Annotated in this window: 20 protein-coding genes and 2 riboswitches; of the genes, 2 read left to right on the top strand and 18 right to left on the bottom strand. The window is 47.9% G+C overall.

Annotation, left to right across the window (positions count from 1 at the left end; translation table 11 throughout):
• Positions 1 to 153: 153 nt before the first annotated feature.
• Positions 154 to 3,393: an SNF2 helicase associated domain-containing protein gene (locus AC5W2J_RS12135; protein ID WP_496059722.1), complete on the top strand. Its 3,240-nt coding sequence runs from the start codon at positions 154 to 156 to the stop codon at positions 3,391 to 3,393.
• A 32-nt stretch (positions 3,394 to 3,425) separates the two neighbouring features.
• Here AC5W2J_RS12135 and AC5W2J_RS12140 read toward each other — a convergent pair whose 3' ends face one another.
• From AC5W2J_RS12140 to AC5W2J_RS12185, 10 genes are all read right to left on the bottom strand, one after another.
• A complete protein-coding gene (locus AC5W2J_RS12140) occupies positions 3,426 to 3,902 on the bottom strand; it encodes a hypothetical protein (RefSeq protein ID WP_496059723.1) in 477 nt (158 codons plus the stop codon).
• A 77-nt stretch (positions 3,903 to 3,979) separates the two neighbouring features.
• Positions 3,980 to 5,116, bottom strand: a complete 1,137-nt coding sequence (locus AC5W2J_RS12145; protein WP_496059724.1) for a mannitol-1-phosphate 5-dehydrogenase — start codon at positions 5,114 to 5,116, stop codon at positions 3,980 to 3,982.
• Complete coding sequence (locus AC5W2J_RS12150) at positions 5,117 to 5,554, bottom strand: PTS mannitol transporter subunit IIA (RefSeq protein ID WP_496059725.1); 438 nt, start codon at positions 5,552 to 5,554, stop codon at positions 5,117 to 5,119. It abuts the gene before it with no gap.
• Between the two features lie 17 nt (positions 5,555 to 5,571).
• On the bottom strand, positions 5,572 to 7,671 hold the full coding sequence (locus AC5W2J_RS12155) for a BglG family transcription antiterminator (RefSeq protein ID WP_496059726.1): 2,100 nt from the start codon (positions 7,669 to 7,671) through the stop codon (positions 5,572 to 5,574).
• Positions 7,672 to 7,694: 23 nt separating this feature from the next.
• Entirely contained in the window at positions 7,695 to 9,479 is a 1,785-nt protein-coding gene (locus AC5W2J_RS12160) for a PTS mannitol transporter subunit IIBC (protein WP_496059727.1), read from the bottom strand.
• A 221-nt stretch (positions 9,480 to 9,700) separates the two neighbouring features.
• A complete protein-coding gene (locus AC5W2J_RS12165) occupies positions 9,701 to 10,696 on the bottom strand; it encodes an aldo/keto reductase (RefSeq protein ID WP_496059728.1) in 996 nt (331 codons plus the stop codon).
• Between the two features lie 110 nt (positions 10,697 to 10,806).
• Entirely contained in the window at positions 10,807 to 11,745 is a 939-nt protein-coding gene (locus AC5W2J_RS12170; RefSeq protein WP_496059729.1) for an ArsA family ATPase, read from the bottom strand.
• Between the two features lie 31 nt (positions 11,746 to 11,776).
• The gene (locus tag AC5W2J_RS12175) at positions 11,777 to 12,040 is read right to left on the bottom strand and encodes a cory-CC-star protein (protein ID WP_496059730.1); all 264 of its coding nucleotides are present in this window, start codon (positions 12,038 to 12,040) and stop codon (positions 11,777 to 11,779) included.
• Positions 12,041 to 12,055: 15 nt separating this feature from the next.
• On the bottom strand, positions 12,056 to 13,801 hold the full coding sequence (locus AC5W2J_RS12180) for a carbon starvation CstA family protein (protein ID WP_496059731.1): 1,746 nt from the start codon (positions 13,799 to 13,801) through the stop codon (positions 12,056 to 12,058).
• Between the two features lie 117 nt (positions 13,802 to 13,918).
• On the bottom strand, positions 13,919 to 14,374 hold the full coding sequence (locus AC5W2J_RS12185; RefSeq protein ID WP_496059732.1) for a hypothetical protein: 456 nt from the start codon (positions 14,372 to 14,374) through the stop codon (positions 13,919 to 13,921).
• A 116-nt stretch (positions 14,375 to 14,490) separates the two neighbouring features.
• A riboswitch (TPP riboswitch) is annotated at positions 14,491 to 14,590 on the top strand.
• A gap of 52 nt (positions 14,591 to 14,642) precedes the next feature.
• On the opposite strand from AC5W2J_RS12185, the gene thiT reads away from it, so the two are divergent.
• A complete protein-coding gene (gene thiT / locus AC5W2J_RS12190; protein WP_496059733.1) occupies positions 14,643 to 15,197 on the top strand; it encodes an energy-coupled thiamine transporter ThiT in 555 nt (184 codons plus the stop codon).
• A gap of 2 nt (positions 15,198 to 15,199) precedes the next feature.
• Here the strand turns inward: thiT and AC5W2J_RS12195 are convergent, their stop codons facing one another.
• The 8 genes from AC5W2J_RS12195 to AC5W2J_RS12230 form a co-directional block, all read right to left on the bottom strand.
• A complete protein-coding gene (locus AC5W2J_RS12195) occupies positions 15,200 to 15,916 on the bottom strand; it encodes a DUF3270 family protein (protein WP_496059734.1) in 717 nt (238 codons plus the stop codon).
• Positions 15,917 to 16,009: 93 nt separating this feature from the next.
• The gene (gene nirD, locus AC5W2J_RS12200) at positions 16,010 to 16,333 is read right to left on the bottom strand and encodes a nitrite reductase small subunit NirD (RefSeq protein ID WP_496059735.1); all 324 of its coding nucleotides are present in this window, start codon (positions 16,331 to 16,333) and stop codon (positions 16,010 to 16,012) included.
• Between the two features lie 18 nt (positions 16,334 to 16,351).
• Entirely contained in the window at positions 16,352 to 18,790 is a 2,439-nt protein-coding gene (gene nirB, locus AC5W2J_RS12205; protein ID WP_496059736.1) for a nitrite reductase large subunit NirB, read from the bottom strand.
• A 29-nt stretch (positions 18,791 to 18,819) separates the two neighbouring features.
• The gene (gene cobA / locus AC5W2J_RS12210; protein WP_496059737.1) at positions 18,820 to 19,956 is read right to left on the bottom strand and encodes a uroporphyrinogen-III C-methyltransferase; all 1,137 of its coding nucleotides are present in this window, start codon (positions 19,954 to 19,956) and stop codon (positions 18,820 to 18,822) included.
• Between the two features lie 165 nt (positions 19,957 to 20,121).
• Positions 20,122 to 20,757, bottom strand: coding sequence for a thiamine phosphate synthase (gene thiE / locus AC5W2J_RS12215; RefSeq protein ID WP_496059738.1), 636 nt, complete (start codon positions 20,755 to 20,757; stop codon positions 20,122 to 20,124).
• Positions 20,750 to 21,583, bottom strand: a complete 834-nt coding sequence (gene thiM / locus AC5W2J_RS12220; protein WP_496060087.1) for a hydroxyethylthiazole kinase — start codon at positions 21,581 to 21,583, stop codon at positions 20,750 to 20,752. The genes thiE and thiM overlap by 8 nt, the downstream gene beginning before the upstream one ends.
• A gap of 25 nt (positions 21,584 to 21,608) precedes the next feature.
• Positions 21,609 to 22,406, bottom strand: coding sequence for a bifunctional hydroxymethylpyrimidine kinase/phosphomethylpyrimidine kinase (gene thiD / locus AC5W2J_RS12225; protein WP_496059739.1), 798 nt, complete (start codon positions 22,404 to 22,406; stop codon positions 21,609 to 21,611).
• Positions 22,407 to 22,520: 114 nt separating this feature from the next.
• A riboswitch (TPP riboswitch) is annotated at positions 22,521 to 22,620 on the bottom strand.
• A 38-nt stretch (positions 22,621 to 22,658) separates the two neighbouring features.
• Positions 22,659 to 25,790, bottom strand: a complete 3,132-nt coding sequence (locus AC5W2J_RS12230; protein WP_496059740.1) for an efflux RND transporter permease subunit — start codon at positions 25,788 to 25,790, stop codon at positions 22,659 to 22,661.
• Between the last annotated feature and the right edge of the window lie 225 nt (positions 25,791 to 26,015).

The following is a 26,015-nucleotide window of genomic DNA, read 5'->3' on the forward strand; positions in this document are numbered from 1 at the left end:
TCTTTCATTATACCCTTTTAGAGCTTACTAGAAGAGACCCTGTCTTTGTTTATTTCTACAGATATTGACGTACTCCTCTTCTCCTTTCATTTGATTTTCAGGAAAATGTGATAAAATAAACGTTTAAGCAGTGATAAAAGGAGAGATGAGGCATTGCCTTACATACCTAAAAAACAGATTCGGCGTTTAGCCGGCCCAACCGTTTACGCCAGAGGACTTGATTATTATGAACGAGGATATATAAAAGGCATTCAGCACGAGCAGAACGGCACGATCAGCAAAGTAAAAGCAAGCGTGCTGGGACAGGAGATGTATAAGATTGAACTCATTTTCCTCGAAAACGGAGAATGGGAAGACGGGTCCTGCACCTGCCCGGCTCAAAGTGACGGCATGCACGTCTGCAAGCATATGGCTGCAGTGATGATTGAGCTTGCCAGCCTGCAGAGACCGGAAGCTTCTTCTTTCTTTTCCGACCCGGCACAGAAAAAGCAGATAAGTGAAAAAGAGGCTACATCCTCCCTCCGCCAATTTTTTATGGATCACTTTTCCGGAAGGCTGACGACGGTCGAATCGGTCGGTGAACCGATGCGCGCCGAATTCGTCCTGCAGTTTCTTTCCGATTATACGTTTTCCCAGGAAAAATATTTCTCCGTCCAGCTGCGGATCGGCGTAGACAAACTCTATGTTGTTAAAAATATGGAAGATCTGTTTGCATCCATCCGTCAGCGTTCCCTGCTTCCTATTACGAAAAACTTTACATTTGATCCAACGTATCATTATTTTAAAGAAGAAGATCTGCAGTCCCTGAAGATGCTTGAATACATTATCCGTAATCAAAAATGGCAGAAAGACGGCCGTACCGCTTCTTTCGGCTATTCTGAAACATCTGCCCGCGCCATTCAGATACCTCCCGTTGCCGCAGAGCAGATGCTCGGACGCCTTGCCGTCTGCCGGCAGGTTTTTATTCAATCGGCCACCCGGAACCAGCTGGTTCCGTTTATGGTAAAAGAAGAGTTTCCCGGCACTTTTGATATGCAGCAGGCCGACGGAGATTATATTATTTCCTATTCCGCAGTTTCCTATCCGCCCAAACGGATCAGCCTGACTTCCTATTATATATGGAATGACCGTCTGTATAAAATTGACCCGGACGCAGACCGCGATATCGTTCTGCTGTTTCATATGCTGATGGATACTCCGCAGGGAAGGCTTCCGCTGTCTTCTGAAGAAGTCGGCCAGGTATACAAACAGATTGTGGCCCCGCTTGAGCAGACCGAAAAGCTGGAAATGACCGAATCGATCCGCGCCTCTATCGAGGAGCAGCCGCTTCAGGCCAAAATCTATCTCGACAAAAAAGAGAATGGCCTGACTGCCGATCCGTTGTTTTCCTACGGTCCTTATTCCATTCATGCCGTCACCGAACAGCAGACCCCGGAAGACAAGGCCATTCTTGTGCGCGACACGAAACAGGAAAAAGAAATTCTTCAGTTTATTGAAGAAGCAGGCTTTCACTGGAACGGGGAGCGGCTGATACTTTCCCGGGAAGAAGACATTGCTTTATTCTTTCTGGATATTCTCCCGGAGCTGAAAAAGCAGGCCGACGTGTTTATGAGCCGGGCAGCGGAAAGCACCTTTATTCCACCGGAGACCCTGCAGGTCGAAGCCGCTCTAGACCCTTCCATGGGCTGGCTCGATATTTCCTTTGAAACGTCTGACTTGAACGAAGAAGATGTATTTCACCTGATGAAAGCATTAAAGGAAAAAAAGCGTTACTACAAAACAATGGAAGGCGGCTACGTTTCTTTGACAAGCAGCTGGATGAAAAACCTCCAGGATCTGCTTCAGGACACGCCTGTGACCGAAGAAAACACAGAAAACAAAAAAATGCGCATGCCTTCCTACAAAACGCTGCTGCTGGATGACAAAACACGGGAAAGCGCAGGCTGGAACGCTTCAGCTACGATGGAGGATCTGATCCGCCACATCCGCGACCCGCAATCATTTGAGGTGGAGCTTCCGGAAAGGCTGCATGCCGACCTGCGCGACTACCAGAAGCTTGGTTTTCAATGGATGAAGGCGCTGACTGCCTATGGATTCGGCGGTATTTTAGCAGACGATATGGGACTTGGAAAAACGCTTCAAACGCTGACCTACATTCTGTCCGAACGCCAGAAAAATCCTGAAGCGCCTCCTTTTTTAATCGTGGCTCCGTCTTCTTTAATCTACAACTGGGAAAAAGAAGCCCAGCGGTTCACGCCTGAGCTGAAAATCGAAGTCATTCACGGCACCAAGCCGCAGCGGAAAAAACAATGGGATACGTATGAAAAAGCCGATGTATGGATTACGTCCTATCCGCTTCTGCGCCGGGACGAAGAGCTGTACCGGGGCCGTGTGTTCTACGGCCTGATTCTTGACGAAGCCCAAAACATTAAAAACCATCTGTCCAAATCGTTCCGCGCCGTAAGACGTATGGATGCCGGCCGTATTTTTGCTTTAAGCGGCACACCCATTGAGAACAAGCTGGAAGAGCTCTGGTCGATGTTTGCGATTATCATGCCGGGACTTTTTCCCGAAGTATCCAAGTTTAAGCAGCTGTCCCCGGACCAGATTAAGCAGCGGATAGCTCCATTTATTATGAGGCGCACGAAAAAAGAAGTATTAAAAGAGCTTCCCGATAAAATTGAAAGCTCGCTCTACTGCGAACTAAACAAGCAGCAGCGTGAAACGTACATGGCTTACCTGGAGCGCATTAAGGCAGAAACGAGCCAGCAGTTAAAAGAAGGATTGTCCTCCAACCGGATGAACATTCTGGCCAACTTGACCCGGCTGCGCCAGCTCTGCTGCCACCCCGGAATGTTTCTTGAGAATTATACAGGAAGTTCCGGAAAACTGGATGAACTAATGGCCTTTATGAAAGAAAGCAAAGAAAATGGGCGCAGGGTATTGGTGTTTTCCCAGTTTACGAGCATGCTTTCTATTATTTCCAAAGCATTTGATGAAGCGGGCCTTTCCTATTTTTACCTGGATGGGAAAACGCCGTCCGATCAGCGGATGACCCTGACCGAGCAGTTTAATGAAGGCTCTGCCGATTCCTTTTTGATCTCGTTAAAGGCGGGCGGCACCGGACTTAACCTTACAGGCGCCGACACTGTTGTACTGTTTGACCTTTGGTGGAATCCGGCCGTCGAAAGCCAGGCCGCCGACCGGGCCCACCGTATTGGACAAAAACGGGTCGTCCAGGTCGTGAAACTGATTTCCCAGGGAACCATTGAAGAGAAAATCCTTTCGCTTCAGGATAAAAAGAAAGCTCTGTTTGACCAGGTTATACAGACCGGGGAAAGCAGCCTTTCTTCTTTATCGGAAGACGATATCCGTGAACTTCTTGACCTATAAAAAAAGACGGCACTCTACAGTGCCGGCTTCTACTATTTCTGGGCGGTAAACAACAGCCGCTCGTCCTGCTTTTTATCTACAACAATCCGCCAGCTTATAAAGATACGCCGAAGCGCCTCCTGCCACTCCTCCGGAACGTCGGTTTCGAGAACAAAGCTGATCGATCGTTTTGATCTTACAGCCTGCTCGATCTGTTCGAGGGTTTCCAGCATCACCGCTTCTTTGTAGGAGGCGGTATTGACGAGCAGAAACACCCAATCCAGGGAAGCCGGCTTCCATTCCAGTCTGTCCAGACTCGGTACGCAGATAAGCTGGTGTGGCTTCAATTTTTTTGCAGCTTTTTCCCAGCTTGCTTCGACAAGCGTAAAGACGCCTCTTGCCTGGCGGACAGCCTCTGCTGTTGCCGCTGTCTGCTCTTCAGATAAGGCTCCAATCTGCAGAACATTTGCTTTAGGTATTTTTTTTATGACAGGAAGGTAGCGTGAGATATAGTGGAACGGGTCTGTCACGATAACCTGCCTCCTTTTTACTTTCTTGTTTTTAGTATAACAAATGGCCTCCCTTATTGTCCGGGAGGCCATTCTTATTATGCCTGATCAAATACGAGTCTCGTCAGCGGATGGGAGGCATCCAGGCCGCTGTAATGGCAGAATGCTTCTTCTCTTCCGTTCTCTTTGATTCGTGCCTGCAGCTCCTGTGCTTCTTCATCATCCGGATGTTCAAAGGTAAGAAGCGCACGCAGCGTTTCTGCAATGTACACTGGTTCCACGCCGTAGTCGAGCAGTCCGAGGGCGGGATGCACGAGGCGTTCCTGCTTTCCAAGCTTACGTACCGGACCACGTCCGACACGTTTAACCGAATCCGATAAATAAGGATTCCGGAACCGCGTATCAATTTTCCCGCGATACGCCATCAGCTCTGCTTTATCAAAGCCGTGTTTACGGCTGAGCAGATCAGACGTCTCATCAAGAAGACCAAAATATGCTTTTCTCACCGCTTCATTGTCATAGGATTCTTTAATAGTTTCACAGCCGCCGGCAGCACCGTTGTAGGCAAGTGCTGCATGTCCTGCGTTAACCGTAAACAGCTTTCTTTCGATATAAGGCGGGAGGGAATCAACATATGTTACGCCGGGTATTTTTTCCGTGCCCGGTTTTAGGGACGGCTCCTCCACGACCCATTCAAAGAATGGCTCTACTACAACATGAAGGCCATCTTCGGATGTCTGTTCTGGAACAATACGGTCTACGGCCGCATTGGCAAATCCGGTAAACTGCTCTATTTCTGACTGTTCCTCATTGGACAGATGTTCATAGATCGCTGCCTGAAGATGGCTTGTTCCTTCTGCCATATTTTCGCAGGCAATGATATTCACATTGGACGCTGCCCCTTTGGCAGCCCGCCTTTTGAGCCCTTCGGCCAGATCCGGGGCAATCCGCTTTAAAATCGGCGGTCCAACAGCTGTTGTAATTAAGTCTGCCCGCTCAATCAGCTGCAGCAGTTCTTCCTTCTCTTTCATACTGTTCACCGCACGAACGTCGCTCACCCGGCTCGTTTGATGCGTTTCATCAGCCAGCTCTACAGTATATTCGCCGCGCTCCTGAAGCTTAGCGATTAATTCCTCATTCACATCTGCAAAATACAGTTCAAATCCGGCTTCAGACAACAGCTGCCCAATAAAGCCTCTGCCAATATTTCCTGCACCAATCTGTAGGGCCAGCATTTAGTTCACCTCTTCGAATTGAGAAAGCAGTTCTTGTTTTGTTGTCGCCTGAATCATTTTCTCTACGTTATCGGCATCCGAGCACACAAGAGCAATTTTTGATAGAATCTCTAAATGCTCATCGCCTTTTCCAGCAATGCCGATAAATATTTTTACAATATTTCCGTCGCCGTAATCGACGCCATCCGGCACCTGTACGATAGACAATCCGGAGGATTTGATTTTACTTTTGGAATCTTCCGTGCCGTGCGGTATCGCAATGTAATTTCCCATATATGTCGAGGTTAAGGCTTCTCTTTCCATCATGGAATTAATATAATCCGCTTCAACATACCCTTGATCGACGAGAATGTTTCCTGTCGTACGGATTGCTTCTTCCTTTGAACCTAATGCTGCTCCTAGTACGACGTTTTCTTCTTTTAGTATTTGGCTGCTCATTATAATCGTCTCCTGTCTTATTGTAGTTTGTCTTTAAGCCATTCATAAAACGCAGATCCCATGTGCCGGGACATCCGCTGTTTATCCGCCGTTCGGAAGCGGACGATTGATTCCCTGCTTCCAATAAGCTGCTCACTGACGGCACTGAGTACTTCGTATATTTCCGGTTCTCCATATTCAGGTGCGAGCAGAAGCAGAATGCGGTGTGTCGTCTCTACAGATCCATCCATCGCCTGGATATTTTTAGGCTCCGGCAGATCCCATATCGTAAAGGAAGGCCGGGCGACATGAACACTTCTTGCATGGAACAGCGCAAGTCCGGAGTCGGGAATAGCGACCCCGCCTATTGCATAACGTTCCAGCAGTTTATCACGCACGGCTCCGGCATTTTGAATCATACCGTCCCGGGCAGCGCGGCGGCATATTGCCCCCAGCTGAGTCGAAAGGTCCCCGCGTTCTGCAATTTCTTCTACTTCCAGTCCACCTAAAATTGTTACTATCGTGTTCGTATAAGCCTGAATCTGCACCAGCTTTTCTATCGGTTCTTCTGTGCCCGGCGTTCCTGACGATACCGGCTTTCTTTTTTGCAGCAGACTGTCTTTATGCTGTTCCCGAATAAAAGCCTGCACACTCCTAATATCTTTGTCCGTTAAAAAAGGATTGACGACGATATGCGGAAGTACGCTGTCCGGCAGGCTTAACGTAGAAATAATGACATCATAGCCCTCTCTTTTGGCCTCATCTTCCAGATCCATCAACGAAATATTTTTAAGCTTCTGCAGCTCGGGGATTTCTTTTTGCAGCCGGGTGACAAGCATTTTTGAAGAACCAATGCCGCTCGAACAGACGACTAAAGCATGCATAGGTTCCAGCGTATTTGCCCTTTCAATCGCCGAGCCGAAATGAAGAACGAGAAAGCCGATTTCTGCGTCCGGCAGTTCGAACCGGGAAAAAGTATGGTCAGCAGCTTCTTTAATTAAGGAAAACAATTCCGGGTAATCACTTTTAATATCTTTTAACAGGGGGTTATGAATTTTCATACGTTCCTTAATCCGGTAAAGCGTGGGCTCCAGATGAGCGACAAGTCCCTGGAAGAGGGATTCATCACCGGTCAGGTTTTTCCCGACTTTTTCTTCTACAAACCGAATCAGGGATTTCGCCTGCACCGCCGAAGGAAGGCTGTCTAAATCGATCGTATATTCCTGATCGTTTCGAAGCTTTGCCCCGCGCAGATGCATCGTAATGTAGCCGATTTCCGCTTTCGGAATAGACCGCTGAAACACCTGCTCCAGCCGCGAAATAAGCTGCTCCGCGACAGCGAACTCCTTCGTTTCCTGGAGCGATTGAAAATAGGCTTCATTGATTTCAATGTTTTCGCCTTTTATGATCCGTTCCATCGCAAGCGTTAAATGGACGGCCAGGCCGATGTAGGCACTGTCCGCAAAGGAATAGGGCAGCTCGCTTTTAAAGTCCTGAAGCACGCCTTCTACGAGCGCCCAGCGTTCCTTCTCCACCATGCCAAGCAGCCGGTTCGATATATCGCTTCCCTGGGACGGCTTCTGCTTCATCGTTTCCCGCATCAGTTCAAAAAACTCATTTTCTCCGAAAGTTTCTACCATTAAACTGCTCATCGCACGCCTTCTTGATTTCTCGGTACCAATCACTTCTACGCCGTACCCTCTTCTGCGAATCAGCTGTAAATCGAAAAAAGACAGCCACTCCTCTGCTTTGTCGAGATCGTGGCTGACTGTAGCCGTTGTTACGTTAAGCTCAACCGCCAGAGAAGTAAGCTTGACCGGCTCATTTGTCTCCAGAAGCGCACTGAGAAGAAGGGTTTTTCTTTCTTCCGGCGTGTAGTCGGAAAAAGCAGAATGGCGAAGAAGAGACAGCAGTTCCTGCCTGCTGCTCTCCTCGCCAATGACTTCAATCCCTCTGCCTGTCTGTCTTCTTAAGATTAAATGATACGGCTCTATTCTTTTTTCAAGGCCTTCCAGATCCCGGTGAATGGTCCGGGCGCTCACATTAAGCTCCCGGGCCGCTTCAGAGATAGGCACCATGCCTTTCTGGGAAAGCAGATACTGCATGAGTTCACGTTCACGGGCTGTAATATAGTCCATATCGTTCACCCTTTTCGTGAAGCTTAGCTGATTTTATTTTCCTTTAGTCCTTCTACAAGCTCATCATATTTCGGGCTGCCGAGAAAATTGTCGACGGAAATGTGTGCTGCATCCGGACGTTTTGCCTTGGCGCGCTCGGTTAAGTCTTTATGGGTAATAATAATATCTGCATCTTCTGGAATCTGATTGATCGCTGAATTGGTGACGTGTATATCCAGTCCAGCTTTTTTTACTTTATCTTTTAGAACAGACGCACCCATCGCGCTTGACCCCATTCCGGCATCGCAGGCGAAGATAATTTTCTGGACGTTCTGCGGATCAAATTCAGAAAGCGGTGTTTCCTGTTGTTCTGCTCCCTCTTCTCTTCCCTTTAAATCTTCAACTAACTCATCGTATTTCGGGCTGCCGAGGAAGTTTTCAACAGAAATATGCTCTGCATCCGGGCGTTTTGCTTTGGCGCGCTCGGTTAAGTCTTTATGGGTAATAATAATATCTGCGCTGTCCGGAATCTGGTTAATAGCTGAATTGGTGACGTGTATATCCAGTCCGGCTTTTTTTACTTTGTCTTTCATGACGGAAGCACCCATCGCGCTTGATCCCATTCCGGCATCGCAGGCGAAGATAATGCTGCTTACCTGTGCTTTCTTAGCAGAAGATGCAACCGGCTGACTGCCTCCAAGCTGGGAAGCAGCCTGGCTTTTCTTGCCTTTCATGCTTTCCATCTTCGCTGCTGCACCGCTTAAATCCTCTTCTTCCTGCTTGGAGAAGCGGAGGATCGATCCTGCGATCACAAACGATACGGTCGTAGCTGCCAGAATACCGGCTGCGAGACCAAGGTAGTTGCTCGGGCTGGCCAATAGGAAGTAGGCAATAACGCTTCCCGGAGAAGGCGGAGCTCCAAGACCTGCACCGAACAGCTGGAAAGTAAAGATACCGGCCATGCCGCCGCCAATTGCTGCGAGAATTAATATCGGCTTCATCAGCACATATGGGAAGTAAATTTCGTGAATCCCTCCGAAGAAGTGAATAATGGAAGCACCGGCCGCTGAACCGCGCGCCATGCCTTTACCGAAGACCATATAGGCTAAAAGAATTCCCATACCCGGTCCCGGGTTGGTTTCTAAAAGGAACAGTATCGACTGCCCTTCCTGAGCTGTCTGCTCTAAAGCAAGCGGGCTTAAAATACCATGGTTAATCGCGTTATTTAAAAACAATACTTTCGCCGGCTCAATGAATATGCTGACGAGCGGGAGCAGACCAAGGCCGATAATCCAGTCTACGCCGCTTCCAAGAGCACCGGTAAGTCCCGTAACAAGCGGGCCGATCGCATAAAGTCCTAAAATAGCGAGAGTACCGCCGATAATACCAGAAGAGAAGTTGTTGACAAGCATTTCAAAGCCCTGCTTGATCTTTCCATCCACCGCCTGGTCAAATTTCTTAATGGCATAGCCGCCTAACGGCCCCATCATCATGGCGCCGAGGAACATTGGAATCTCTGCTCCTGCGATAACCCCCATCGTGGCAATCGCGCCGACGACCCCGCCGCGCATATCGCCGTGAACCATCCGCCCGCCGGTATAACCAATCAAAAGCGGAAGCAGGTAGGTCAGCATCGGGCCGACTACGTTATCTGCAATGTTTGCTACCGGAAACGGACCATCCGCAATGAAAAGGGCTGTAATAAGACCCCAGGCAATAAACGCCCCAATGTTTGGCATAATCATGCCGCTTAAATAACTGCCAAACCGCTGCACCTTCGCACGGATGCTGCCTTTGCTCTGTGCTTCTCCTTGAGCTGCTGTACTCATAGTAAACGCCTCCTTGTTTATTAAAAGATATGCTGTCATGATTTAACTACTTTCTTCATGAGCAGCATTAATTCTGATGATAAGTAATTATCATTGCTGTATCTTTATAATAAAGCGTTACCATGGCGTCTACAACGAAAGGAAAACACTAATTCGACAAGAGCATTGTTGACAACATTTAATAAGCCTGTCTCCATTGGAGACAGGCTTATCTTTTCAGCTTATTCTGATTTAGCAGGGGGTGCCATAAATTCCGGACCGATCGGTTCTTTAATATGCTTATCGACGATTTCATTTACTGCCTGATGGTCGGTTTCATCCAATTTCCATCCCATTGCTTCTTCTACCGGATCAAGCTGGTCCGGCCTTCTCGATCCCCAGAGGGCAATGTCGGAGCCCGGCTGGTCAAGCACCCAGCGGATGGCAAGGTGAATGACGCGCTTGTTGTATTTGTTCTGCACATACTGATCCAGTTCATTTACTGCGGCAATATAATTCGGAAGCGTATTTTCCTGAAACTTGGGATCCTTGTTGCGCAGGTCATCACCTTTGAACGTACGATCAGTTGACATTTTCCCGCTCAACAGGCCGCGGCAGAGGCTTCCGTACGACAGATTCGTTATATCATGTTTTCGGGTGTAAGGAAGAATATCTTCTTCGATTCCTCTTTCAAAAATGTTATAAGGCGGCTGCAGCACGTGAACCGGCACCGTTTTCTGAAACGCATCTATCTGCTCCGGTGTAAAGTTACTGAGACCGATCGCTCGTATTTTCCCTTGTTCGAACAACTTTTTCATAGCCGTCGCGGTTTCTTCAATGTCCACTTCCGGATCGGGCCAGTGCACATGGTACACATCAATGTAGTCGCTGCGGAGACGGCGGAGTGAATCTTCTACTTCTTTTTTGATACGGGCTTCAGACGCATCTCTATACATGCCGCCCTCTTCCGTCCAGTTCAGTCCTGCTTTGGTCGACAGCACAATATTATTTCTGCCTCCATACTGTTCGACGGCTTTGCCGACCAGTTCTTCAGATTCACCAAGTCCGTAGGCAGGAGCTGTATCAATAAGAGTGATTCCTTTATCTAAAGCTGCGTGGATCGTTTGAATGGAATCTTTTTCATTGGTCCCTCCCCACATCTTACCGCCTATAGCCCATGTGCCAAGGCCGATGCGGGAAGCTTCTATTCCAGTATTCGCAATTTTGATTGTTTCCATTTTATAGGACCTCCTGGATAAATCAATTATCCTATTCTCATTACCGTTTTTTCTTTCTCTTAAACAAACCTTCACATAAAAAAAAGAGCATGCCCTCCGGCACACTCTTTTCAATCAGGAACGATCGCTTTTGCCATCGTCTTAATATCGTCAATCGAATGAATATCTTCTTCCAGCAGCGGCAGAAATGTTTTCTGCTGGTGTGGAAATGCTTTGTTAATCTGTTCAATATAAGCCGCTTCCTGCGCCCGCCTTTTTTGAATAAACGAACTGCTTCCAGCAGATTCAGGCATGCACTTATTAATTAGAATGGCCGGCACCGGCATATTCACCTGCTCGAGCAGCTGCAGGGCCCGTTTTGTTTCAGCAATAGGCAGCTTTTCCGGCACCAGCACGTATACACAGGCGGTCCGCTTCGGATCCATTAAAATACGGCGTACCCGGGAAAACCGGTCTTTTCGTTCCATTAAAATCTGGTAGATCGGATCTTCCACCGGTTCGCCGTCATTCATCCACTGCGAGTAATTGTCATTTACTTTACTTCTGCGTTTGAGCATCCCTTCCATCCAGGCTTCCATCATCTCCGGCAGGGAAAGAAGCCGGACCGTATGCCCAGTCGGTGCAGTATCAAACACGATCGTATCCACCGTTTCCTTTTCTTCCAGAATAATATGAATCAGCCTGTCGAATAGGGCGGATTCATCCGACCCCGGGGACACGGCTGCCATATCAATTTGGCGGTTTACTTCATCAGCCATGGAGGAACGGACCACGCCTTTAAGGTTCTGCTTGACCCGCTCAATATAGCGGCGGACCTCTTTCTCGGGATCAATTTCCATTCCCCACAGATTGTCGGCCAATGCGGTTTTTTCATCGCCGATTGTCTGGTCAAACAGATCGCTCAAATTATGGGCCGGATCTGTTGAAACGAGCAGCGTACGGTATCCCGCCTCTGCAGAAGCAAAGGCGAAAGCAGAAGCGGAGGTGGATTTGCCTACGCCACCCTTTCCTCCGAAAAACAGAATTTCTTTTTTAAATAAGCTTTTCATGCCGTCCCCTTCTTATCGTTGAATTCATTTATTAACAACAGCGTATCCCGGTAAGCGGCGACTTTTCCATGCCCATTCGCTTATGCCAGTCGTGAAAATTTTCGAGCATCTCCGGATACAGTTCAAGCGTATAGTACGAGACCGGGTTGGGAAGGCCGAGCAGCTCCGAAAAGCAGAGCAGCATAAACAGGTCTTCCTCATCCCGAAGCTCTCTTTTCCGCTCTGCCTGATGGGGCAGGCTGATCACTTCTTCATAGTAAGCCAGCCACTGCTTGACCGTTTTCTGAAATCCCATCTTTCCCGCCTCCTTTTAATCCTGATCAGGTTCGGTGTTCGGTGGTTCTCTGCGGAACAGCATTACTGCTTCAAGCAGAATCCATATTGTAAATCCTAAAATAATCGATCCCATCACAAACAATAAGATCTGCGCTTCGCCGCCGCCTATTCCGGACCATTGGAACACGACCTGGTTAATCATCGCCCAAAGTGTCATAAACAGCAGGAAGAGCATTGGCACGAAGGTAAATAAGAAGTTACGTCCTTTCCGGCGCAGCCAGATGCTGATTAACAACAGGCTGATACCGGCGAGCAGCTGGTTCGATGTGCCAAATAAAGGCCAGAGCAGGTAGCCCCCGGAACCAAATCCACGGTCGCCTCCAGGCAGAAGAACGAGTGCCATGCTGCCACCGACAGCAATAGAAGTAGCTACGTGCTTCTTCGTAAGCGGCTTGACATTATATTCCTGGCCAAGCTCGGCAATAATGTAGCGCATGAGGCGTACAGACGTATCAAGCGTAGTGGCCGCAAAACTGACGACGATAACCGCCACAATTGTTTCTGCTGTTCCAGGCGGAAGGCCGATGCCGGCTGCAAGCTGTCCGGCCCCGCCAATAAAGTACGTCAGGCCATCCGCATTTGCTACATTGTAGCTTTCATAGGCATTTAAGAAATCCGTCTGTGTAGCAAAGAAAGTGCTTACAGCAAGAATCGTTATAAGAGCCAAAACGCCTTCTCCTACAGCGCCAAAGTAGCCGACAAAACGGGCATCTGTTTCTTTATTCAACTGCTTTGACGTCGTGCCCGAAGAAACCAGACCGTGGAAGCCTGAAATGGCACCACAGGCTATCGTAATAAACAGCAGTGGAAACCAGGACACGTCAAGAACGCTCCGCGTCACCGGCGCTGTCATTTCTGCTGCCGGCCAGGTAAAGAACAGGCCTAGATACAAAATAGCCAGGCCGACTACCAGCTGATGGGAATTAATAAAGTCTCTCGGCTGAAGCAGCTTCCATACCGGAAGGACGGAAGCTATGTATACGTAAATCATTAATACGGCAATCCAAACCATAAAGGCCATGGAAACGGCATCAAGTCCGGCAAATACGGTGCTTCCTTCTCCACCAAAGTAGCGTACCAGATCAATCTGCAGCGCAGGAATATAGCTTGCTGCAATTGCGGCGCTGTACATGACAGCCAGTCCTATTAAAGAAGGAAGCAGCATGCTTTTTCCTTTGCGGTTTATCGTATAACCAATCCAGATCGCAAGCGGAATTTGGATAAATACAGAAATAACACTCGCCGGAAAGGTAATAAACAGGTTGGCAATAACCCAGGCGAACACGGCATTTACCATTAATACGAGAATGAGAATAATGAATAAAAACAACAGCTTGGCCCGGCGGCCGATAATTTTCTCCGCCAGCGTTCCAATCGACTGTCCTTTGTTGCGGACAGACAGCACAAGCGTTCCAAAATCATGTACGCCGGCTGCAAACACCGTTCCTAGAATCACCCATAAGAATGCCGGAAGCCAGCCCCAGTAAACAGCAATGGCCGGACCTACAATCGGCGCGGCGCCTGCTACAGACGTAAAGTGATGCCCCCATAGAACAAACTTATTGGTCGGAACGAAATCGACTCCATCCCTGAATTCGTGGGCCGGAGTGCGGAAGTTGGGATCAAGCCGGTAAATCCGTTCTGCAATAAATTTTGAATAATACCGGTAACCCAGGGCAAATACGGTAAAACCGATGATGGCTAACACGATAGCTGGCATCATACTCCCCCTTTTCTCTTTTCCTTTCACAAAGAAAGCGCTTTATTTAAGCGCCGTAAGAAAAGTATATAAGAAAAGTCAGAGAATTACGATAGTTAATAACTATTCCCACATTTTTCAGCTTCCGAGTGTTCCGATAAATTGCACAGACAGAAAAATAAGCAGCAGAAACAGCGGACCAAGTGCCGCCAGCAAATAAGAGGCTCCTTTTGATTTAACGACCTGGCTGCAGAAAAAAGAAATCGAAGAAGCCATCGTAACACCGATAAAATAGCCTTCGAGATTGTACGTATAAATAATAAACAGGCCGTAAAGCAGCCCTACCGTGCCAAAAATAATAATGCCCAGAATAGGATAGACAATCCCGTTTTCCAAAGGGCGCAGAAACCGTAGCAGAAACATACCGGCAAGCGACCCTATGTATGTATGGAAAACGAGCACCGCGGCAAGCAGTTCAAAATCACTTATTTCTCCTAAGCTTACTATATAAAAAATCAGCATCAGCAGCGTTACCGTGGTCGACAACCCGCTTCCTTTTAAATAGGCCAAAAGTAAATTGCCTGGTATGTTCATTCGTTTATTCCAGCCTTTCTCTCGTTCTTCTTCTGTTCCTTACCCGTCTTTATTTAGATTTATGCTTCCCTCTTGATTTTGCCGGCAGAAACCGTATGATAAGAAAGGAAACAAATATAAACCACTAGAGGTGTCATTGGACTGAGAGAGGCAGAGCCTCAACTCTTGGAACCTGAACTGGATGATGCCAGCGTAGGGAAGTGGCGAAAGCTCTATCTATATAGAAGCCTCGTCTTTCCTGTCTCTGTATTTGGGAAAGGAGCAGTATATGAAACACCAAAGACTTGTCATTATGATTGAAATCTCGCTCATGGCCGCCTTGTCGCTTATTTTAAGCTATGTCCAATTCGGCGCTTTATGGGCAATGGGAGGGTCCATCTCCCTGATTATGATTCCTATTTTTGTTATTGCTTTCCGGCGCGGGTGGAAGGCAGGCGCGCTCACCGGATTTATTGTCGGCGTTCTGCAGCTTTTTACCGGGGCCACTATTGTTCATCCGGTACAACTTATACTGGAATACCCGATTGCCTACACGGTTCTCGGTGCGGCCGGTTTGTTTATTACCTCCCGGTCGTTCACAAACGGAGTTCCTTATGCTTCTATCGTGATCGGAGTTTTGTTTGCCACCCTGCTGCGATTTATCGATCACTTTGCATCCGGCGTGATCTGGTTTGGCGCCTACGCAGGCGACATGCCGGTCGTTTTGTATTCAGCCGTGTACAATGCGTCCTATTTGATTCCGGAAGCGGTCATTACGATCGTTATTATTGTGCTGCTGGCTAAATATGCACCGGCTTTCTTCCGTGCTCCAAAGACACTTTAGATTTACCATTGAAAGAAATATTTCAACAGCGTTGCGATAATTGCGTACCCTCCTGCAGAAATGAGAAATGTAGGAAGGTGCGCATTTTCTTCATTCGGCAGTTCTTTATTTAATACATTCATCAGCATCGCGCCTGAGATAAACGCAAAAACAACCGCCAGCCCAATCGAAGAATACGGCACAAGCAGACCGACAAGCCACCCGCCGAGAATACCCGCAGCCAGAACGTAACGGGCCACTTTTTCATAACGCTCTTTATCTTCGCGCCATAAGTCGTGTGATACGGACATAAAATGAAGCCCTACTGCTATCGCATAGAACACGCCCTGCACCGTTTCTACATCGGAAGCAAACACAATATAGGAGATCAACATATTATATAGAGTAAAAAAGCCAACCTGTATGTAAAAAAACAATGCATCCCCGTCCCGTTTTCCTTTTTTCTGCTGGGCATCGGCTGTTTTAAACACCGTATAAAACACCATCAGGCCTATCAGGCCCAGAATGTAGAGCTCAGATTCCATCGTAAGCTCGCCACTGAAGGCTTCTTGTTCTTCATGCAGCGCAGGCAGAACATAGACAAATATATAAGCCACGGCAATGCCTCCCGAAAAAGAGAGCCAGCGAAAGCTTCGGATTCTTGGGCCTTTTACAAATATATTGGCAAATACCTGTACAGCAATAAAAAACAGCCCTATCATCACTACATCAAACGTCATCGCTATTCTTTCCTTTCCGAATTTTATAGACAAAAAAATCCCTTATCGCAACTATATCAGTTGAGATAAGGGATTTGCCATCGTCAGCGGTTTTTAAATTTGAATATACACACTGCTTCCTTCCACCTGTACCGGATAAGAATGCGTGCAGCCTACGTCGGGCGCCTGGGCTTTTCCATCTGCTGTGCTTATTTTCCAGTCATGAAGCGGGCAGAACACATAGTCTCCGCTGACAATCCCCTGGGAAAGGGGGCCGCCTTTGTGTGGACAGCTGTTTCGAATAGCCCTGATTTTGTCTGCGTTTGTTTTGAAAAAGGCGATGGATTCTCCATTAACAAAGATTTCCTTCGGAATGCCTTTTTTAAATTCTTCTACGTCCGCTACATATACCGCGGTTGTTTCGGTTATTTCAGCCATGGCCCCGCTCCTTATTATTTATTGAAGAACTTCTACTTTTTTCTGTTCAAACAGCTCTTCCCGTTTTTTCTCATTGCTCGTAATGGCTTTCCACGGATCTTCCGGAAGTGCTTCCAGGGCGGTATCCATTCGTGCAATCAGTGCTTTGCGTTCCTCTTTGTCGTCCAGAACCACAGATTTCACATGATCCAGTCCAACACGCCCAATCCAGTGCGAAGTTCTTTCTAAATACCTGGCATTTTCACGGTAGTACTGCAGGTAGGCACTGATTGTATCAATAACTTCCTCGGTCGTTTTGACTTTCGTCAGCAGTTCGCCGCCCTTTAAATCAACGCCGCCGTTTCCGCCTGCATAAAGCTCCCAGGCCCCTTCCACTCCGACAATCCCCAAATCTTTAATACCGGATTCTGCACAGTTTCTCGGGCAGGCTGATACTGCCATTTTTACTTTATGAGGGGTGTTAAGCCGGTCATATTTCTTCTCAATTGCGATACCCAGGCCGATGGAATCCTGGGTGCCGAAGCGGCAGAAGTCCTCTCCTACACATGTTTTCACCGTACGAAGGGATTTCGCATAGGCGTAGCCGGAAGGCATGTTCAAATCCTCCCATACCGACGGCAGATCCGCCTTTGGAATACCAAGCATATCGATCCGCTGCCCTCCTGTTAATTTCAGCAGAGGAACACTGTACTTATCAGCTACTTCTGCAATTTTCCGAAGCTGATCCGGGTTGGTTACCCCGCCGTACATTCTCGGCACAACGGAATACGTGCCGTCGTTTTGAATGTTGGCGTGCATTCTCTCGTTTACAAAGCGCGATGACGGATCATCTTCGTACTCCTTCGGATAGGCTACACCTAAATAGTAATTGATTGCCGGACGGCATTTGGAACAGCCTTCTGACGTTTTCCAATGAAGCACATTCATGACTTCTCTTGTCAGCGTCAGCTGTTTGGTTCTGATCTCTTCCCCGACTTCTTCATGCGTCAGATCGGTACAGCCGCACATCGGCTCTTCCTGCAGGCCTTCCCCTGCTTCACCTCCAAGTGTATGGGCGAGCAGGTCCGCTACAAGAGGCTTGCATCCTCCACATGACCGGGCAGCATTGGTATGTTTCTTTACTTCTTCCACTGAGGTTAGTCCGTCTTTTTGAATGGCTTCTACAATATCGCCTTTACAGACACCGTTACAGCCGCATATTGTTTCAAACGGCTCCATCGCAGCGGTCAGGCTTTCCGTCTCCCCGCCTTCCTGTTCGGATGGCAGAATAATCGTTTTCCCCAGGCCGGTAATGTCCTGGCTCTTCTTCATCATTTCCAGCAGTCTCGGCGAATCCGATGTCTCCCCGTAAAGCACGGCTCCTACTACCCGGTTGTCGCGGACCACCACTTTTTTGTAGATGCCTTCAAATTCATCATGGACCCGGATGGCTTTTGTATCTTCTTCGTCCTGAAAGGTTCCTGCGGAAAACACATCTACGCCCGCTACTTTCAACTGTGTATAAGTAAGCGATCCTTGATAGCCGGTACCGGTGCGTGCTTTCATGCAGATTCGTTCAGCGAGCACTTTTCCCTGTTCGTAAAGAGGGGCGACCAGACCGTAGGCAATGCCGTTATGCTCGGCGCATTCCCCCACAGCGTATATGTCTTTCACACTCGTTTCCATATGATCGTTAACGAGGATGGCACGGTTGGTGTCAATGCCGGAGGCACCGGCTAATACTGCGTTAGGGCGGATTCCGACCGCCATGACGACCAGATCGGCCTCAAGCGTGGACCCGTCTTTGAATTTCAGTCCTTCCACCCGTTTTTTTCCGAGCACCTTTTCTGTGTCTTTTGCCATATGAAATCGCATACCCTGTGCTTCCAAGTCATTCTTGAGCATTCGTGAAGCCGGCTCATCGAGCTGACGTTCCATTAAGTAGCTGTTGTTATGGACTACTTCCGTTTCCATATTCAAATTAAGCAGGCCTCGAGCCGCTTCGAGCCCAAGCAGGCCGCCTCCAATAACGACCGCTTTCTTGTACTTTTTGGAAGCGCTGATCATCTCTTCGGTGTCTTTAATATCGCGGAATGCGATAACTCCTTCTTTATCGGCGCCCGGAAGAGGCAGCATGAACGCATTGGACCCTGTCGCAATAATTAAATGGTCGTACGGGCATTCACGTCCCTGTTTACTGCGTACGATTTTTTTCTTTTTGTCAATTTCCTCTGCTTCATCTCCTGCATAAAGCGTAATGTTTTTTTCTTCATACCAGTCATAGTCATTTAAAATAATTTCACTGATATCGCTGTCGCCCTGGAGCACTTTAGAGAGCAGAATACGATTGTAGTTTGGATAAGGCTCTTTGCCGAAAATAGTAATGTTAAAACGGTCCGGTTCTGTTTTTAAAATTTCTTCAATCGTTCGAATACCCGCCATTCCATTTCCTATTAGTACAATGTTCTCTTTACGCATGCTGTAGACACTCCTTTAAGTGATATTACTTAGACGATTTCAGCTAATCCAAGGTTATCTGCAGACAACAGAAGCCATTTTTCGAAGCTTCCGGCTTCCGGGAGACGGGTTATTCTTGCCGCCCCGGCCTGCTTTAACAGGTCGGCAGCTCTGTTCGAACAGCAGTAAAATGTAAGTTTATCTTTTATTAAATCGTTTGGAAGATACTCCAGGCATTCGACAGCAGACGCTTTATCCGGTACAACAATATGAGTGGCATGGCCTGCCATGCCCAAGTGTCTGAAAGCCGTTCTTTCCCGGTTTTCCCATCTGCTGTTTCCAACATATACTTCCGCTCCAAGCTTTTCCCATTCGTTTTTCATCCGCTCTGTCAGCGGCGTCGCATGATGAATAATACAGCCCTGCCCGGTCAGCGGGCCTTTCTCCATCCACTGCAGATCATAGTGCAGCGCAGCAACTTCCCCTACAATGATGATCGAAGGATTTTCCATCTGCTGTTTGGCTGCTTTTTTCTCGATATCCGCAAGCGTTCCGATTACTTCCCTCTGCCGGCCGCAGGTGCCCCATTCGACAATGAGCACTGGGGTATTTTTGCTTTTTCCGTTGCCGGTCAATTCAGAAGTGATAAATGGAAGGTTTTTCATTCCCATATAAAAGACGATCGTTTCCATTCCTTTTGCCAGGCTTTCCCAATCTGCGTCGGGCTTTCCTGATTTGTTTTTGCTGTGCCCTGTAACGATGGCCAGAGACCTGGAATGATCGCGGTGCGTGAGAGGCACCCCTGCATACAGCGAAGCCGCGTTGGCAGCCGTTACGCCCGGAATCATTTCATAGGCCACTTTATGGCTCCGCAGCATTTGTGCTTCTTCCCCGACTCTGCCGAATATGCCTGGATCGCCGCCTTTGAGCCGGACGACTGTTTTTCCCTTCTTTGCCTGGATTATCAGTTCTTTTTGAATATCCTGCTGCCGCAGTGTATGCTCGCATGGTTTTTTTCCGCAGTATATAAATTTCGTTTCCGGACCGGCTTCTAAAAGCAGGGCGGGGTGTACCAGCCTGTCAAATACAACCACATCTGCCTGCTGAAGAGCCTTCAGTCCTTTAATGGTCAACAGCTCCGGGTCACCCGGGCCGGCTCCTACAAAATAAACCACGCCTTGTTTCATTTATTTTCACTCCTGCTTTTCTTTATAATTATGTATTCTATAGAAAGATGCTGGGAATTTCTGCAATGACGAAAGATAATCTAACACATTTTATTGTGTATAAAAAATACATATTAAAAACAGCAAAAAAAAGCCCGCTCCTAAAAGAAGCGGGGTCTCTTGACCTTATTTATGAAGCAGCTTTCTAAGACTGCGTGCGGCTGTTTCCGGTTCCGCTGCCCTGCTGATAGCAGAAATCAGGGATACACCGTCTGCTCCAGCTTTGAGTACGCGTTGTGCATTTTTTTCTGTAATTCCACCGATTCCAACGATGGGAATCGTAATGCCGAATTTACGTAAATCCTGAATGCCTTCCGGGCCGATCGGGTCATCTGCGTCTGCTTTAGATATGGTTGCATACATTGGACCTGTGCCGATATAATCGGCCTCGTCCTGAGTGGCCTGCTCAGCCTCTGCCAGCGTTTTTGCAGAAACACCCATACTCATATGCGGAGGGAGTTTCTTTTTCACTTCCGAAGCAGGTTCGTCCCCCTGTCCGATATGAACGCCGTCCGCGCCTATCTTCACGGCGAGTTCCACATCGTCATTTACAATAAACGGAACGCTGCGGCTTTGGCAGACAGCAAGCAGTTCGCGCGCGAGCTCTTCTTTTTGTAAAGCTGTTTTTGCAGCCGGACCCTTTTCACGGAACTGAAAGCAGGTAATGCCGCCGGCTATCGCCTGTTTGAGTACTTCAACCGGGTTTTTCTCTGTGTCCTGACTGCCCATAATGAAATACAGCAGCAGTGCTTCTTTATTCATAGGTGCCTCTCAGCTCTTCTTTTTTAAGCGTCAGCTGATGCCGGATATCCATATCTCCCACGTGATACAAAGCGTTCAACAGCTCTGACTGAAAGGTGCCCGGACCTCTCATTGACGCAAATCCGCCGGCTTTTTCCGCTGCTATTCCATAATAGCCCAGCGCCGCTGCTGCGCCATATGCCACATCGTCCGTAACGGTCAGGAAAGAACCGATCAGCGAGCTGAGCAGGCAGCCGGATCCGGTCACTTTAGTCATCATTGAATGACCGTTGTGAATGCGGTACATATCTTTTCCATCCGTTACTGCATCCACCGCTCCCGTTACGACAATAGGAAGCTTCAATACGTGAAAGGCACGTTCTGCCGTTTCAGCTGTACTTACATGGGAGGAACCTGAATCTACTCCTCTTGTATTGCTTTCAAGTCCTGCAACAGCAGCAATTTCTCCTGCATTTCCGCGGACAAGGGAAATGTCTATTTCTTTGAGCAGCTGCCGGGCAGTATCGGTTCGATAAGCGGTAGCACCGGCTCCGACCGGATCGAGTACGACTGGAATTCCTTTTTTATTCGCTGCGGCGCCGGCAAGCAGCATGGACTCCACCTGCAGTGGGTTCAACGTTCCAATGTTAAGCACAAGCGCATCGGCGGCAGACGCCATATCGGCCGCTTCTTCTTTTGCGTTGGCCATTACAGGCGATGCTCCTGCCGCTAAAAGTCCATTCGCCGTAAAGTTCGCTACCACCACGTTGGTAATGTTATGAACAAGAGGCTTTGCCGTCCGCATTTCGTGCAGCAATTTGTATGCTTTTTTTCCTTCTGAATGCATCATGTCTCTTTCCCTCCAGGGTTATTCATTTCTCTAACGAACGGCCCCAATGATTCACCGGTCCGCTCCCGCGCCCGATGTTGAGCGGATGGCTGATCGCCTTTGTAATAAATTCTTTAGCCAGCTCACACGATTGGATAACAGGAATACCCTTCGCCCGATTGGCGGCAATTGCCGCAGAAAACGTGCATCCTGTCCCGTGTGTATGCTTCGTATTAAACCGATCCGCCGTTAGATGGATAAATTCTTTCTTATAATATAACACATCAATTGCCGTGTCTTTCGCATGCCCGCCTTTTACAACCGCAGCTCCTGCCCCCATCTCCTCGACCAGCACCCGGGCCGCTTTTTCCGCCTCTTCTATGGTAGAGACTTTTACTCCGGTAAGCTTTTCGGCTTCTTCCATATTCGGCGTCACCACTTCTGCTATAGGAAGCAGCCGGTTGACCATTAGTTTTTTCGTTTCTTTATCCATTAACGAGTCTCCACTTGTGGCCACCATTACCGGATCTACAATAATTGGCAGGTTTTCCCGTTCCAGCCGGTCTGTGATACTTTCAATCATAGACGGCAGGGCGATCATACCTGTTTTCACTGCCTGCGGCCTGATGTCTTCAAGGACGGCTTCCAGCTGTTTCAGAATCGTTTCGTCCTCCATATGCCAGACGTCTTTTACCCCCATCGTATTCTGGGCCACCACGCTTGTAATAACGGCCATTCCGTAAGCGCCGATCTCCTGGAATGTTTTTAAGTCGGCATGGATGCCTGCTCCTCCGGTAGGATCTGTTCCTGCTATGGATAGTACTTTTGGTATTTCCCCCATTATTGGTTCCTCCATTTTTATCTGTACTCACCACATCCGGACGTCTTTTTCATTTACACACAAAAAAGCCGCCCCTTGAAAGGAGCGGCTTTTCCTGACCATCACAGCCAAATAAAAACGCACGCTCCACTTTCCTACGCTGGCTTTACCCAGATCAGGTTCAGAGGGACAAAGGAATTTCCTTATCTCAGCATATGCGCCCCTAGTGGTTGTCTTTATTTCATGTTACGGGAGAAGAAGCTTTATTGTCAATTATTCATTTGTTTCTTCCTGCTTCCGACGCTTTTTATCGCGCTTTTGCTCCTTTTCGGCTTTCTTTTCTTCTTTTCTCACCTTCCGGAAATTCGTATCCAGGAAGCTGTACAGAACTGGTATGACAAACAGCGTCAGAAAAGTGCTGCTGACAAGGCCGCCGATCACGGCAATACCCATCGGCTGCTGAATCTCTGCGCCTTCACCAATACCAAGCGATAATGGAACGACCCCTAGAATTGTTGTTACAGCTGTCATCAGAATAGGGCGGGTTCTCTGTTTAACAGATTCTACAATAGCTTCTTTGGAAGCCATTCCCTTTTCTTTCTGTTGATTAATATAGTCCACCAGCACGATCGCATTGTTGACGACAATACCGGCAAGAACAATGAGGCCGATAAAGACGGTCACACTGAGCGGTGTCTGCGTTACTGCCAGGGCAATGCTTACTCCTATAACCACAAGCGGCACGCTGAACATAACGATAAATGGATATTTAAAGGATTCAAATTGTCCTGCCATTACGAGATAAATGAACAGCAGTCCGAGAAGGAAGGCAAATATCATGCTGTCGAGCGCATCGTCCAGCAGCTCCTGTTCTCCCGAATAGGCAAGAGAGGTGCTGTCCGCCATATTGTCGTTTTCATATATATCCGTCACTAAATTGGACGCCTCATTTAATGTCGTATCCGAGCTGTAGGCCGCCGTAATTTCCACGCTGCGCTGCTGATCATCACGATTAATAACGGCAGGGCCGCTGCCTTCTTCAATGTCGGCTACCTCTCCAAGTTCAATATAGTCTCCTTCCTGGTTGGCAATCAGCAGCGTTTCTAAATCCTCTGCTGTCTCCAGTTCTCCGGTTTCATATTGAACAATCACATCATAGGTCGTATTATCTGCTGTCTGTACCGTAGTGGCTGTTTGGCCGCGGGTAGCATTGTCGACACTATCGGCGATCTGGGCGGCCGCCAGACCGTTTTCCCTCGCATTTTCTTCATCTACAGCAATTTGTATCTCTGGTGCGAGATCTTCATCCGAGGTGGTTATTTCCCGAATATCTTCCGCTTCTCTCAGCTCCGAGATCATATACTCGGCCGACTCATTTAATGTATCCACGTTCTGGTCGCTGATAGTAAAGACGACCGTATTCGCTTCTCCTCCGCCTATAGCAGTCTGGCTCGAAAGAGAAATATCGGCATCCGGTTCTACGTCGACCACGTCGTCTTCTATCTGTTCAATAAAATCGATCGTGCTCGCTTCCCGGTCCTCCATTGGTTCCATCGTGACCATGATCTGGGCCTCATTGGATCCCGATGGTCCTCCTGTTACTGCACCGTCGTCGCCGGAAGAACCGATCATTGTTAAATAGCTGTCGACTGCTCCCTCCTGATCCAAAATAGCTTCAATATCCTCTGTAATAGCAGTCGTCGTTTCCAGGTTGGTTCCGTAATCTGTCTCCACATCAATGGAGAAAAAGCCCTGGTCGCTTGCCGGAAGAAAGTTAACTCCTGTTGCAGCAAGACCCGCTCCGCCTGCGATAAGAAATAACAGCGTAATAAACAGAGTAAGAAAACGGTGTTTCAACGACCATTTGCTGGCCCTTTCCAGACGTTTCATATAGCGGGAGTTCTGCCTTTTTTCTTCAATATCCTCTTTAGGAGCTTTCAAAATGCGGCTTGCCATCATCGGCACAACGGTAACAGCCACAAACAAGGAAGCAATTAAACTAAAGGATACTGCCAGTGCAAATTCCGTAAAAATATTTCCAACGATGCCTGATACAAAAATAATCGGCAGAAAGACAGAAACAGTCGTTAAAGTCGAAGCCGTAATGGCGCCGCCTACTTCTTTTGTTCCTTCTGAAGCTGCCTTTTTTGGTGTCTTGCCCATCGATAAATGCCGGTATATATTCTCAATAACCACAATTGCATTATCGACGAGCATTCCAATGCCAAGCGCCAATCCACCAAGAGTCATTAAATTCAGCCCGACATCTGTAAAATATAAGAAACCAAATGTCACGATAACAGAAAACGGTATTGCCACCCCGATGATGAGCGGGGTCTTTAAATTGCGGAGAAAGAAAAACAGCACGAGCATGGCAAACACCCCGCCGGTAATAAGAGCGGTCGTCACACTGTTGATGGACTGCTGGATGTAATCTCCTTCATCGTAAAAAGTCGTAAATTCCAGGCTGCTGTATTGATCTTCTTCAAGCAGCGTGTCCAGCTCACTATTAAAGGATGAGGACACCGTAGCCGCATTTGCATCTGTTTCCTTCATTAGATTAAGCTGCATTGCCGGCTGCTGATTTGTTCTTGTAATAGCGTTCTGCTCTTCCGGAGAAAGTCTTATGTCTGCAACATCGGCTAAAAATAACTCATCGCCTGTTTCCGGATCGACTGTAACAAACAGCTCTTCCAGATCTTCCTGAGCTTCTATTTCTTTCAGCACTCTTGTCGTAAGCGTTCTTTCTCCTGATTCTACCGTTCCACCGGGAAGTGACACGTTGTTGGACTGAACCACGTTAACGATATCTTCCTGGGTAATTTGATATTCTTCCAGCTGTGCCTGATCCAGGTTAATTTCATAACGTTCGGTTACTCTGCCGGATTCATCCACATTGGCGACACCTTCCACCCGTTCAAGCTCCGTCCGGATAGACGCTAAATCATCCTGAAATTCGACAACCGCCATGTCATCAGAGGTAACAGCAATCTGTGCCATACCGAACATCGACGGGTCAAATTTCAGGAAAGAGGGATCAGCCGCATCATCAGGAAGCGGTGCATCCCCCATTGAGCTGATAACATCCTGCTCCACGTCGTCAATCGATGAATCCCAGGAAAATTCCAGAAGAATTAACGCCGACCCCTCTTCTGAGGTAGACGTAATATTATTTAAGCCGGGCATCGTTGACAACTGTTCTTCCAGCGGAATCGTCACGCTTTCTTCGACTTCTTCCGGACTCGCACCGGGATAACTTGTTACAACGGCCGCGACCGGGGGATCAATTTCCGGAAAAAGCTGAAGAGGGAGATTTGTTAAGGACACCCCTCCGAGTAAAATAAACAGGATCATTCCTACAATAGTCAGTTTCGGCCTTCGGATGGATAAATCGGTAATTTTCACCTTCGCCGTTCCTCCTCTTATGTTTTCATCCCTGCCGGTACCGCAAACTTCCGGACAGAAGCATATGAACAGCATGCTTTCGGGTGTTGTCTTCGTTGAATGTATTTGCAGATTATTTCCTGATTCGTATGTTATTATTCTGCCGGCAAATAAAACAGCTATCGTATGTAAGACTTTAAACAATTAAGTTACTTAATTATTTAATAAACTAAAGCATCTGCAGTA

The sequence above is a fragment of the Sinobaca sp. SA16-1 genome (genome assembly GCF_059510515.1).